This is a genomic window from Streptomyces sp. NPDC029292 (assembly GCF_055569295.1).
On the sequence record NZ_JBVHXR010000031.1, the window covers coordinates 36,748 to 49,664 of the forward strand.

General features: G+C 69.1%; 8 protein-coding genes. 6 read left to right on the forward strand and 2 right to left on the reverse strand.

Annotated features, from left to right (window positions below):
* Nucleotides 1-42: 42 nt before the first annotated feature.
* Nucleotides 43-1,362, reverse strand: coding sequence for a glycoside hydrolase family 15 protein (locus tag ACZ4WS_RS43060; protein ID WP_467988926.1), 1,320 nt, complete (start codon nt 1,360-1,362; stop codon nt 43-45).
* Nucleotides 1,363-2,784: 1,422 nt separating this feature from the next.
* On the opposite strand from ACZ4WS_RS43060, the gene ACZ4WS_RS43065 reads away from it, so the two are divergent.
* From ACZ4WS_RS43065 to ACZ4WS_RS43090, 6 genes are all read left to right on the forward strand, one after another.
* The gene (locus ACZ4WS_RS43065) at nt 2,785-3,882 is read left to right on the forward strand and encodes a LacI family DNA-binding transcriptional regulator (RefSeq protein WP_467988928.1); all 1,098 of its coding nucleotides are present in this window, start codon (nt 2,785-2,787) and stop codon (nt 3,880-3,882) included.
* A 60-nt stretch (nt 3,883-3,942) separates the two neighbouring features.
* Nucleotides 3,943-5,541: an FAD-dependent oxidoreductase gene (locus ACZ4WS_RS43070; protein WP_467988929.1), complete on the forward strand. Its 1,599-nt coding sequence runs from the start codon at nt 3,943-3,945 to the stop codon at nt 5,539-5,541.
* Between the two features lie 100 nt (nt 5,542-5,641).
* Entirely contained in the window at nt 5,642-7,771 is a 2,130-nt protein-coding gene (locus ACZ4WS_RS43075) for a hydantoinase/oxoprolinase family protein (protein WP_467988931.1), read from the forward strand.
* A complete protein-coding gene (locus tag ACZ4WS_RS43080; protein ID WP_467988933.1) occupies nt 7,768-8,373 on the forward strand; it encodes a hypothetical protein in 606 nt (201 codons plus the stop codon). Before ACZ4WS_RS43075 ends, ACZ4WS_RS43080 begins: the two co-directional genes overlap by 4 nt.
* Nucleotides 8,374-8,376: 3 nt before the next feature.
* A complete protein-coding gene (locus tag ACZ4WS_RS43085; protein ID WP_467988935.1) occupies nt 8,377-9,657 on the forward strand; it encodes a TRAP transporter large permease subunit in 1,281 nt (426 codons plus the stop codon).
* A 58-nt stretch (nt 9,658-9,715) separates the two neighbouring features.
* Nucleotides 9,716-10,717, forward strand: coding sequence for a hypothetical protein (locus tag ACZ4WS_RS43090; protein ID WP_467988937.1), 1,002 nt, complete (start codon nt 9,716-9,718; stop codon nt 10,715-10,717).
* A gap of 60 nt (nt 10,718-10,777) precedes the next feature.
* Here the strand turns inward: ACZ4WS_RS43090 and ACZ4WS_RS43095 are convergent, their stop codons facing one another.
* Nucleotides 10,778-12,910 (reverse strand): hypothetical protein, encoded by a 2,133-nt coding sequence (locus ACZ4WS_RS43095; protein WP_467988939.1) that lies wholly within the window; start codon nt 12,908-12,910, stop codon nt 10,778-10,780.
* Nucleotides 12,911-12,917: the final 7 nt, after the last annotated feature.

Consider the following 12,917-nt stretch of genomic DNA (forward strand, 5'->3'; position numbering starts at 1 on the left):
ACCACCGAAGTGGTGGCCCGGATTCGAGTCGGTCGGCCACGGTCACGCTGCTTCGGCGCGAGCTCGCATGGCGGACAGATAGGCGGCGTAGCTCCACGTCAGGTTGCGAACGCTGCGCTCGTAGCCGGTGGTGCCGTCGAACTGCTCGGAGAGCTCCAGGTGGTCGCTGTGGTAGATGACGGCCTGCACCATGTCGTCACCGGTGGTCAGCAGGGCGGCGGCAGCTGCTGCCGGGGCCGAAGACGCATCGATGCCGGACTGGGCGAAGAAGGGTGCGGACAGCTCGTCCAGCGGTACCTTGCCGCTCGACTTGATCTCGGCGGCCAGCTTGTAGTGCAGCTCGGCGACGTTGCACGTGGACAGGGCCCAGGGGTGACCGCCGAGCGTCGGGTGCGCGGTGTCACCGTTGTAGACATCGCCCGGGTAGCGACCGAACAGCGGCCCGATGCCGAGCTGTTCGCGGTCCGCCTTGTTGATCGGGTAGAAGGCGATGCCGCCCTCCTCCCACTGCGCGCGCAGCTGGGCCGCCGTGGCGAGGAGCTTGGTGTCGGTGAAGGACACGGCGCCGTACAGGGCCGCCTGGACGATGTCGATGTTCGGGTCGTAGCCGTCGACGACCGGGCGCTGGGGTGAGGGCTGGGCCCCGCCGCCGGGGTCGGCCATCAGGCTCACGTACTTGCTCCCGTCCCAGTGTCCTGCGAGGGCCTCGCGCAGCCACTTGATGGCGGGCTTCAGCCCGGTCGGCTTGTTGATGCCGATGATCTTCGAGGACTGAATCTCCTCGAAGCAGCGCAGCTGGGCGGCGCGGGCGAAGAAGCCGAACCCGCTGTGCTCCTCCCACAGGTTGGTGGTGGGCTGCTGGTAGACGCCGAGGAGGAAGTCCACGTTGGAGTTCACCAGGTCGACCGCCCGCTTCTGGGCGCCGAGGTCGAGCTGGTCGTAGGCGGCCAGGATGGTGATCGACTGCAGGGCGGGGCCGTCGTTCTGCTCGGTCCACGGGCGGGAGTCGCCAGCGATGTTGAAGCAGGCGTGCCCCTTGGTCGGCTGGGCGTTGGAGTGGCAGAGGTCGGCGAACTGCACGTAGTCGTTGAGCGTCTCCACCGTCCCGTCCTGACCGGTGGGCATGTTGGCCTTGGCCACCTCCATGGCCGTGATGGCTCCGTCGCGCACCCAGTTGAAGACGTAGTCCTCGTCGATGCCGGGGGTCTGGGCCGGGAACGACGGGGCGGCGATGACACAGCCCGGCTTCGAGTCCCGGGAGTAGTCGCCCGGCGATTGGGGGTCGCGGAAGGTGAAGCCGTTGCTGGCGATGTTCCGGAGCATGAAGGTGAGCATGATCGGCACGAGCGTCTGCGGGTTCACCGCTCCCGGTGCGAGGGAAGTCTGGACGTTCTCCCGCGGTTGTAGAGCTTCGGCCGGCCGGTTTGTGCGGGCGCGCATCTCTGGCGTGATGTAGGACTCGGACATTGCTGAACTCCGTTATCTTTCGAGCGGATCCATTGGATCCGGCCGGCGGTCGAATCGCTGGTCAAGCGGGTCGAAAGGCTTGAAACTGAGCGCATCCATGAGTTGTGCTCGACGGGGTGCGCGGGCTTCCGGCGTGAGTGAGCTCGACGGATGGCACGCGAAGATCACTGCCGCATCACCAGCGGTGCGCGGGAACCCTCGAGATGGCCGAATGGGTCGCGGACGCCTTCCGGTCGACTGGGGGCACAACCTGCCTACTACCGGATAAGTCAGGCGGGCCGATCACCTCGGACTCATGTTTTCGCCCTGGAGGCACGGTGAGGAGAGTCGCGCACGACAAGGCCGTCAAGCCTGCGATGACCAACTAATCCGGTGTTCGCGTCGACGCCATCCCGTAATTGCAGTAACTAGGGAATGCATCTATCCGCCCCCTCCCCCGTTTTCTCGGAAAGCACGCGATATCAAGGCTTTCCGGTTCACTGAACAATGCAGAGCTGCTTTGAAGCAGCCTGAAACGTGGCCACGGTACGCGATGTTCGTGCCACTTGGCGGCACCCCCACTTTACGTAACGCAAGCTACAGCTAGCGGGAAGGTGCCGCAATATGAAATCCACATGTTGCGTACGAGGTTGGAGTAATCGGGAGCGACTCACTGTTGCAGAACTGCGCATCAAAGCCTGATAGTGTGCATCAGTTTCAGCCATATTCCTATTCCCATTGACTGCGTTCTCACTCCTGTGCAAGATCTCAGCGTGGATCCACTGTGTAATCGTCGATCGCAGTTCATGATTGGTTCTCGGTCGGACACCACGTACGCCCCTTCCCCGAGGCCGGCGAATACTGCCCAGCCCCGCGCACCCCTGGGTCCAGCGCCCCGGCGCCAAGACCAACCCTGATGTCGCCCACGTCCGCATCGGCGAGCCACGCCGGGCGCACTTCCAACCAGGACCAAGATCCGGACCGTTCACGGACCAGCACCCCGTCTCTCTCGGGACGGGACCGCCTTCTCGACAGGTCAGCGTCCCGGCCGGCAACGCCGCGCGAGGGCCAACCTGACCGGCGTCGCTCTGGTCCTCGGCATCACATCCGCCGATCAACTCGAAGCCACCCGCGCCGGAATCACAGCCGCCGCGGGAGGGACCCGGGGCCCAGTCCCTGAGACTCCCCCGGGAGATTCCCCCCCTCGCGGAAACTTCTGTCCCAACTCTTGACCCGCTAGGCGGGGAAGTGCACAGTCTGTCGTTAATGCGCATTAGCTAATACGCATTAACGACGCCGCCGATAGAGCCAGACCCTGCCCCGGAGGAGAGAAACGCTGTGGAACACAGGAAGCGGCCCGGACGTACGCCCGCTCCGGCCGGGCGTACGTCACGACCCCGGCAGGCCGAGGTGGCCCGGCTCGCGGGAGTGTCCCAGGCGACCGTGTCCCTGGTGCTCTCCGCAAAACCCGACGGCAAGGGACGCGTCATCTCCGAGGAGACCCGCCGGCGGGTCCTGGAGGCAGCCCGCAGCCTCGGCTACGTGCCCGACCCGGCCGCCCGACGCCTGGCCGCCGCCCGCAATAACCTCCTCGGCGTTTTCAGCTTCACCGCCACGTTCCCGACCGATGTGCAGCACTCGTACTACCCCTTCCTGGTCGGCGTGGAGCGCGAGGCGGCGGCGCTCGGCTACGACCTGGTGCTGTTCACCGGGTCGAGCACCGGCGGCGCGGGGGCCGCGGGTCCCGACGCCCTGAGCCGGGTCCGGCTCGCCGACGGCTGTCTCTTCCTCGGTCGGCACACACCCCGGGCGGAGCTCAAGCGGCTGGTCGAGGACGGCTTCCCGGTCGTACACCTGGGCCGCCGCGAGGAGTTGGAGGGCGTGGCATGGGTGGGCGCGGACTATGTCGAAGCCACGCGTGACGTCGTAGGCCACCTGGCCGAGTTGGGGCATCGGCGGATACTCCTCGTCCGCGAGGACGACGACGCGCCCGCTTCGACGGACCGTCAGCGCGGCTTCCTGGAAGGGCTGGAAGCAGCAGGTCTGCCCTCCGGGCCCACGACCGTCTTCCGGTCCGCGGATCCGCAGCGGGAGCTCACGCCCGAACGGCTGCGTGCCTGGGCCGATGAAGGGGTGACGGCCTTCGTCGCGGAGGAGACCGACACCGGGGCGGCCTGGCGAGGCTTGCTCTCCGCCGTGCGCGAGGCGGGCCTCGACTGCCCCACAGAGGTGTCTCTCGCCCTGCTCGGCAGCCCGCCCGCCGACCTGGCGGGTGAACCCGAACCCACCGGATTCGACATCCCCCGGCCGCAGTTGGGCGCCGCGGCCGTACGTCTCCTGGCCGCGCTCGTCACGGGCGAGGAGGCGCGAGAACCACTCGTCAGTTGTGTGTTCCGCCCGGGCCTGACGACCGGACCGCCGCGTGCCCGTTCCTGAGCACGGTCCCTACAGACCCCCACACCCCCCGACGAACGTGAACCAGCAGCAAGGAGAAGCGTGATACCCAAAGCCGACATCCTCGTCGTGGGCGGCGGTCTCGGTGGCGTGGCCGCCGCACTCGCCGCCTGCCGGGCAGGACGCAGCGTCGTGCTCACCGAGGAGACGGACTGGATCGGCGGCCAGCTCACCAGCCAGGCCGTACCGCCCGACGAGCACCCGTGGGTCGAGCAGTTCGGCACGAGCGCCTCGTACCGGCGGCTGCGCGAGGAGATCCGGAGGTACTACCGCCACTGGTACCCGCTGCGGGCCGAGGCCTTGGCGCTCACCGACCTCAACCCGGGAGCGGGCCGCGTCAGCAAGCTCTGCCACGAGCCAAGGGTCGCCCTCGCCGTCCTGGAGGGCATGCTCGCGCCCCACCGTGCAGCGGGACGGCTGACCGTACTTACGGAGCACCGGCCGATTTCCGCCGAGTCCGACAACGATGTCGTACGGTCGGTGACCCTGAAGGACCTGCGCGACGGGACGCATCGCACCCTCACCGCGCGTTATGTCCTGGACGCCACCGAGACGGGCGAACTCCTCCACCTCGCGGGCGTCGAGCACGCGAACGGGGCCGAGTCACGCGCCGAGTTCGACGAGCCGCACGCCCCGGACGAGGCTCAGCCCCTCAACCAGCAGGGCATCACGGTCTGCTTCGCACTCTCCCACCACGAGGGCGAGGACCACACGATCGACCGCCCGGAGGACTACGGCTTCTGGCGCACCTACCGGCCCTCGTTCTGGCCCGGCCCGCTGCTCGGCTTCGAGGCGCCCGACCCGCGCACGCTGGAGCCGGTGCCGCGGACCTTTGTACCGAATCCCGTTCTCGACCCGCTCAGCGTCTCCGCCGACCAGAGCGCCGATGCCGGCGACAAGGAACTGTGGGGCTTTCGCCGCATCCTCGCCCGCAAGCTGCACTCCCCGGGCGCTTTTGACTCCGACATCACGCTCGTCAACTGGCCGCTCAACGACTACTGGCTCAAGCCGTACATCGGGCAGGAGGCCGAAGCGCTGCGCGAGGCACGGCAGTTGTCGCTCTCGCTGCTGTACTGGCTGCAGACCGATGCGCCGCGCGCGGACGGCGGCACCGGCTTCCCGGGCCTGCGGATCCGCCCGGACGTGACCGGCACGGCGGACGGCCTGGCCAAGGCGGCGTACGTCCGCGAGTCCCGCCGCATCAAGGCCGTCACCACGGTCACCGAGCACGACGTGGCGATCGACCTCGTCGGCCCACACGGCGGCACGCGTCACCGCGACTCGGTGGGTGTCGGCAGCTACCGCATAGACCTGCATCCCTCGACCGGCGGCGACAGCTACATCGACATCGGGTCCGTGCCGTTCGAGATCCCGCTCGGCGCACTCGTGCCGCGCCGGGTGCGCAACCTGCTGCCCGCCGGCAAGAACATCGGCACCACGCACATCACCAACGGCTGCTACCGGCTCCACCCGGTGGAGTGGAACGTCGGCGAGGTCGCCGGTGCCCTGGCCGCGCACTGCGTCGCGGAGGACGTCGAGCCGCACCAGGTCCAGGCCGAGGACAAGCGGTTCGAGGAGTTCGCGCGGCTGCTCGACCGCGACGGAGCGCAACGCCACTGGCCGGACGTACGCGGCTACTGAACGACCCCCGCGCGGACGGGAGTTCCGGGCGGGGCGGCTCCACCCGCCCCGCCCGGTGACCGCCCGCGCGAACCGATCCAGCACAAGGAGGTGCCCGGACATGAACACACCCCGCATCCGCGTCGGCATCGACGTGGGCGGAACCTTCACCGACGCCGTGGCCGTGGACGCCACGACCCTCGAACTCCTGGGGCAGGTCAAGGTCCCCACCAGCCACCATCACGAGGACGGCGTCGCACACGGCATCGTCGAGGCGCTCGACCGGCTCCTGGAGCAGACCGGCCGCGCCCCGGCCGACGTCGCCTTCCTGGCGCACGGCACGACCCAGGCTACCAACGCCCTCCTGGAGGGCGACGTGGCGACCGTCGGACTGATCGGCATCGGGACCGGCCCCGGAGCGGTGCTCACCCGCCGCCTCGCCTCGTTCGGCAAGCTCGAACTCGCCCCCGGTAAAAGGCTTCCGTTGGCCTACGCGCATGTCACCGACCCTCAGGACACGGCAGCCGTCCGCCGCGCCGCCGAACAGCTGAAGGACGAGGGCGCTCAAGTCCTCGTCGCCAGCCAGCCGTTCAGCGTCGACCGCCCCGAGGGCGAGCAGGCTGTCCTGGACGCGGCACGGCCGTTCGGGCTGCCGATGACCGCCGCGCACGAGATCACCTCGCTGTACGGGCTGCACAAGCGCACCCGTACCGCCGTGGTCAACGCGGCGATCCTGCCCCGCATGCTGGCCACCGCCGACCTCGTCGACGCCTCCATCACCAAGGCGGGCGTGACCGCGTCGCTGATGGTGATGCGCTGCGACGGCGGTGTGATGGCGCTCGGCGAGATGCGCCGCCGACCGCTCCTGACGGTCCTGTCGGGACCGGCTGCCGGAGTCGCGGGCGCTCTGATGCAGGAGCGTGTGAGCGAGGGCGTGTTCCTCGAGACCGGAGGCACCTCGACCGACATCAGCGTCGTACGCCGCGGCAAGGTCGCCGTCCGGCACGCCACCATCCTCGGCAGGACCTCATATCTGAGCGCCCTCGACGTGCGCACAGTCGGCGTCGGCGGCGGCTCCATGGTGCGGATCGGCCAAGGCCGGGTGACGGGCGTGGGACCGCGCAGCGCCCACATCGCGGGACTGCCGTACGCCTGCTTCGCCTCCCCCGACCAGCTGCGCGACGCCAAGGTGGACACCATCCGGCCCATGGACGGCGACCCCGCCGACTACGCCGTGATCGACGCGGCGGGCGGGCGATTCGCCGTCACCATGACCTGCGCCGCCAATGCCCTCGGCCGCGTCCCCGAGGGCGCCTTCGCCCGCTGCGCCCCCGAGAGCGCGCGCGCCGCGATCGCGCCGCTGGCCGCCGTGCTCGGCACCGACGTCGCGACCGCGGCCACGCGGATCCTCGACGCGGGCATCGCCCAGGTGAGGACGGTGGTGGACGCCATGATCCGCGACTACCGCCTCGACAGGGACACGGCGGTCCTCGTCGGCGGAGGCGGCGGTGCCGCGTCCGTCACCCCGCACCTCGCTCACAGCAGCGGCATGGAGGGCCGGATCGCCCGCCACAACGAGGTCATCAGCCCCATCGGCGTCGCCCTCGCGCTCGTACGGGAACAGGTCGAGCGGATCGTGCCCGGCGCTTCGCAGGAGCAGATCCTTGCCATCCGGGCCGAGGCCGAGCGGGCGGTCGTCGCCCAGGGCGCCGCCGCCGAAGGCGTCGAGGTCGAGGTCACCGTGGACCCGCAGACCAACACCGTGCGCGCGGTCGCGACCGGCGCCACCGAACTGCGCACCCAGGACAGGTCCCACCGCGCCGACGACACCGAGCGGCTCTGTGCCGCGGCGGCCAGTCTCAAGGCCGCCCCCGCGGCGGTTCACGTCCTCGCGGGCACCGCCGCCCACACCGTCTACGGCACGCAGACGCGCCGCCGCTTGCGGCCGACCCGCCGCCCCATCCGGATCGTCGACGTGGACGGCGTCGTACGCCACCACGCCGCCGACGCCCGAGTGGAAACCACCACCGTGGCCCGCGCCCCGGAGGTGCTCGCCCGGCTGGTGGGCGAGTCCACCTCGTACGGCGACGGCGGGGTACGCGCTCCCGCCCTGCGGCTCTTGCTCGGCTCCCGCATCGCCGACCTGTCCGGCGTCCTCGATCCCCAGCCTCTGCTCGCGCTGGCTCGCAGCGAGTTGCGGGCCCGTGCGGCCGACGAGCCGGTGGTCGCGGTCCTGGAGGTGCGGTCATGACGGCCACAGTGGGTGAACACGCCGTCCAGGACAGGGCGTTGACGGATCCGGCTTCCGTCGACGACATCGATTGGGCCGTACGGCTGCTGGCTGCCACCCCCACCCACGAGGGCCGCGACCGCGAGCTGCTGCGCCAATGGGCCCGTAGGGCCGACGAGTTCGGGTCCCGGCTCGCCCCCGTCCCGTCCACCGCGCGCGTGGTCGAGCGGGACGGCGGCCTGGAGCGGATGCTGCTCGCCCGCTATACGTCACGGCCTCCGACGGTCGAGCTCTACACCGACACGCTCGCCCTGGCCGAGGAGCTGGTCGACGCCCGCGGCTGGCGTGCCTGGTACCCGCCGGGCTCGGTGCGCGCGGCCGCGCTGGCCCACGAGGCCGTGCACGCCCACCTTCACCACGGCCCGGCGAAGGCCGCGCTCAAGCAGGCACTCGGCCACACCGTGCTGCGCGTCGGACGTCACCGCGTGGCCGGCCATGTCGCCGGTGCCGAGGAGGTCGCCGCGCACGCCTACGCCAGAACCGTCTGCGGACTCGGCCGCAGCCCCCTGCTCCTCACCGCCGCCCTTCGCGCGGCGCTCACCCGGCCCGGAAGAGAGAAGTGACCCATGGGTGTCGTCATCCTTCTCGTCATGGCGGCCGGCGTCGCCCTGATGCTCACCCGCAGACTGCCCACCGCCTTCGCGCTGGCTCTGCTCGCCGTCGTCATCGCCTTCCTCGCCGGGGCACCGCTCACCGGCAAGAACAGCGTGCTGGACACCGTTCTCCAGGAAGGCGCGCCGACCCTGGCCGCCACCATGATCGCGATCATTCTGGGCTCCTGGCTGGGCAAGCTCCTCGACGAGACCGGCATCGCGGGCACGCTCGTCCGCAAAATCGTCGAGTTCGGCGGTGACCGCCCGACCGTGGTGGCCCTCGGCGTCCTCGCCGTATCCGCACTCGTCGGAACAGTGACCGGCTCGGCACCAGCCGCCATGCTCGCCGGCATCGTCGGCATCCCCGCCATGATCGCCGTCGGCGTGCCCAAGGTGACCGCCGCGGGCACGGTGCTGATGGGCATCGCCGTGGGCATCCCCTTCGAGCTGCCGCTGTGGCAGTTCTTCTCCACCGCGCTGGATCTGCCGATCCCGACCGTGCGCGGCTTCATGGAGAAGCTCTTCCCGTTCGCCCTGGTCGCCGCCCTCGCGTTCGTCCTCGTCGAGACGCGACGGCGGGGCACCGAGCACGCCTGGTCACTCAAGTCCGTCGACGCAAAGCCTCGTTCACGACGCGAGGACCTGGGCGATGCGCCCTGGTACGCGCTGCTCACTCCCGCCGTCCCGCTCGTCCTCGCCCTGGGCTTCGAACTCGCCATCATTCCCTCGCTGTTGGCGGGCGTCCTGTACGCGCTGGTCACCACGACCCGGCCCGGCGAGATGAACAAGCGGCTGCTGCGCACCCTGTACGGCGGCTTCGAGGTGGCCGCCCCGCCGATCGCCCTGTTCATCGCCATCGGCATCCTGCTCGCGGCCGTGAAACTGCCCGGCGCCGTCGACGCACTCGAACCGCTCGTCAAGGCCGTCAGCCCGCACAACGCCGTGGTGTTCGTCCTCGTCTTCACGCTCCTCGTCCCGCTGTGCCTCTACCGCGGCCCCCTCAACGTGTTCGGGCTCGGCGCGGGCATCGCCGGCGTCCTCATCGCCACCGGCATCTACCCCGCGGCCGCCGTCCTCGGCATGGCCACCTCGTACAACCAGGTCTTCGGCGTCGCCGACCCCACCAGCACTCAGACCGTGTGGAGCGCCCAGTACGCGGGCGTCACTCCCCAACAAGTCATGGTGCGCACCCTGCCGTACGTCTGGGCGGTCGCCCTCGGCGGCCTGTGCGTCACCGCCGCCACCTACCTCTGAGCCGGCGGACCCCGTCCGGGCCGGCTGAGCCGCAGACCTTCTGGCATTGGAGGCCACCATGCACGAGCAACACCTCGACCGGCGTCTCTTCCTGCGGGCCACCGCCGCCACCGGAGCCGCCCTCACCCTCGGGACGGCCCTGGGTGCCCAGCCCGCGGCCGCGGCGCCCGGCGGATTCCCCGACTACACCTACGTCCGCACCCTTCTGACACCGTCTCAGCTGAAGTACAACCCCACCGGCGAGATCATCTTCCCCTGCATCAGAGGCGTCTACGACAAGCTGAGCTCTCCCCTCGGCCGCTACTACCTGTACTACGCGCCGCACGACGCGCCCGGTGGGATCTGCCTGGCATACGGCAACTCACTGGAAGGGCCGTTCACGGAGTACCCGTCGAACCCGATCGTCTCCAACAACTGGTCCCCGCACTACTCGGTCAGCCATGTCTCGTCCCCCCACGTGCTGTGGAACGAGGACGCCAAGGAGTTCTGGCTGTATTTCCACGGAGAGAACACCACGACCCGCCTCGCCCGCTCGACCGACGGCATCCACTTCACGTACGACAAGGTCGTCCTGTCGGCATCCATGCTCCCGGCGGGCACCACGGAGACGTCGTACGCCCGGGTCTTCCGTCAGGACCTGCCCTCACGCGGCGCCCGTTACGTGATGGTCTTCATGCTCAACAACACCACCAACCACCGTGACATCCACTGGGGTTGGTCCGCCGATGGCCGCACCTGGACCTACGACCAGCAGCCGCTGGTCCGGCACAGCGACGTCGGCGCCGTCAACATCGGCGGCCCGCACCTTCTCTACCGCAACAACAGCACCTACGTCGTCTACAACAAGGACAAGGAGAGCGGCGGCGACATCATGATCACGGAAGTCGGCAACGACTTCAGCAAGCGCAACCACCTCGGCGTCTTCTACAACTCCCGCAGCACAGCTCCGGAGAACGGGCGCTCCGCGGCTCCTTCCTTCGGCACCGACGGCGGCGTCCCGTACATGGTCTACGAGGCGGGAGAGAGGCTCGCGGGGGCCATCGCGGTGGCCCGGGGCTGACCCGACGGGTCGACTCCCCGCTGACGTCCGGAACTCGTCAGCGGGGAGGGACCCGACGCCTCACCGCGCCACCGCCTCCAACCAAAACGCCTTGCCCTTCGAGGTGTTCTCGGACAGGTCGATCGACAGCCCCTCGGCGCGCAGCTGCCCACCCGTGAACTCCCCCTTCGCAGCGTGGGCCTGGCTGCCGTCGTCATCGATCGTGATGTCAGTGATGGCGTAGGTCGCAGGGCCCTTCAGCCAGCGCACCTTCGCATCGACCGTGGTCTGGGGCGTTCCGGCCGCGGTCGCGATGAGGAGCGCGGTGCGGCGCCGTACGTCGGCCCACATCCACACGTACGGGCCCTTGCTGCTGTCCCACTCCGTCGTGTCCCAGCCCTGCCCCAGGTACACCGGCATGAACTGGCCGTCCGTCAGGGCGGTGATCTCGGGCCGTCTGCGCCAGGCGTTGAAGACGCCCATCAGCTTCACCGCCGCCTCGGGCCACTTGCTCGCGTCGCCGGGATCCTGGCCGAACTTGACCGCCCGGACGGCCATGTAGGAATAGTAGTCCTCCATGCGGCCGGTCATCCTGCCGCCGTTCATGTACGTTGCGCCCATCGGCAGGTGGCCGAACGCGGTGAGCGCCGTACGCAGCGACAGGTCCTCTCCGGTGATACCTCCGTTGGAGGTGTTCCAGCCGTTGTACGCGATGTGCAGCAGGCCGTTGTTGCGGTCGCCCTGCGTGGGGGCGATGTCGAGTTCGCTGGTGAGCTTGGGCAGGTACTGAGGGTTCTTCGTCACCAGGTCGTCGAGCATCGCCCTGGTGAGGACGGCCTTGCGGTAGACGTTGTCGCTCGCGTGCGAGTAGGCGGTCGTCTGCTCGTTCTGCCAGTACTCGGTGAGATCGATCATGTGCTGGGTGACGCCGTAGTCGTTGAGCAGTGTCTCGATCTGCCCTCTCTTGTAGGCCAGTTGAGCCGGGTCGGCGAGGTCGCGGCCCTTGAGGTGGCCGTCTCCCGTCAGGCAGAACCACAGACCGAAGCCGAGTCCGTTGCCCTTGAGGGTCTTCGAGAGCGTGGCCAGGCTGGTGATGGACTTCTTCATGGAATCGCTGGGTTCGATGGAGTCACGCGTGGTGTTCCAGTAGTCGTCGAGCATCACCATGTCGAGGCCCGCCCGCCTGGTCTGCGGAATGACGGTGTCGTAGTAGTAGCCGGCGGGCAGTTCGTGGCCCGGGCCGCCGCGGTAGTCCCAGTCGTTCTGGTGGAAGAGCGTGGTGGTGTGGTGGTACTTGAAGCGCTTGCGGAAGTGCAGTTCGTCGGCCATCTTGCCGTCGACGACATCGCCCTTGAACACGGTCAGGTTCACCGCGAGGTACTCGAACTCCTCCCCCGGCGACAGCGTCAGTTGCAGCGATTCGGGGTGGGTGTCCACGGAGACGGTGTCCTGCTCGTGCCAGGCGTTGATGCCCGCGAACGGCGGCAGCATGTAGTCGGTCGGGTAGTTGCCGTTGCCACGCTGTGTCTTCCAGTTGAGCTCGGGGCTCACGCTCCAGCCGTCGCCGGTGTCGTACACGGTGAGGGCCTTCTTCGGCCAGGACTTGCCGACGGGTTCGGTGCTCAGCGAACCGCGGGTGCTGAACCACTTCATGTTCGGGACGTGGTGGAGGGTGTGCGGGTCGTTCGGCAGCCGTAGGTCGATCGCTCTTGAGCGGGTGAGGGTGAGTTCACGGGCGGTGTCCTCGTTGCGTACGAGGGTGAAGTAGCGCAGGCCGGCGTCGCCGTCGTAGATCTCGAAGACCAGGGTGACGCGGAACGGGCAGGGCTCGGTTCTGCTCAGGGGGATGCGGATGCGCTCCCCGACCCGCCAGGATCTCTCCGTCGTGCGTACGGCGATGAGTTCCCTGGTCGTCGCTCCCAGTCGCCAGCCTCCGTCGTCCGCGCGGACGGTGTCGGTGCCGTCGAGTTCGTGGGCGAAGAGCGACGAGGGGGCGCTCAGGTAGTCGCGTCCGGCGCGCTTGTTGAGGATCCGGGTGAGGTGGATCCCGCCGTTCTGGTAGGTCACGGTGGCACGCAGGGAGTCGTTCTCGAAGGTCCACTCTCTGGATCTGCGTCGGATGGTGTCCGACACGGCGGCGGCGGATCCGGTGCCCGCCGCGAGGAAGGCGGCCGAGGCCGCGCCGAGGAAGAGACGACGGCTCACAGGAGACATGGAGGAG

Coding starts and splice junctions, on each gene's coding strand:
- ACZ4WS_RS43075 (WP_467988931.1), top strand. CDS start 5,642: ATGAACACACCCCGCATCCGCGTCGGCATCGACGTGGGCGGAACCTTC.
- ACZ4WS_RS43080 (WP_467988933.1), top strand. CDS start 7,768: ATGACGGCCACAGTGGGTGAACACGCCGTCCAGGACAGGGCGTTGACG.
- ACZ4WS_RS43085 (WP_467988935.1), top strand. CDS start 8,377: ATGGGTGTCGTCATCCTTCTCGTCATGGCGGCCGGCGTCGCCCTGATG.
- ACZ4WS_RS43090 (WP_467988937.1), top strand. CDS start 9,716: ATGCACGAGCAACACCTCGACCGGCGTCTCTTCCTGCGGGCCACCGCC.
- ACZ4WS_RS43095 (WP_467988939.1), bottom strand. CDS start 12,910: ATGTCTCCTGTGAGCCGTCGTCTCTTCCTCGGCGCGGCCTCGGCCGCC.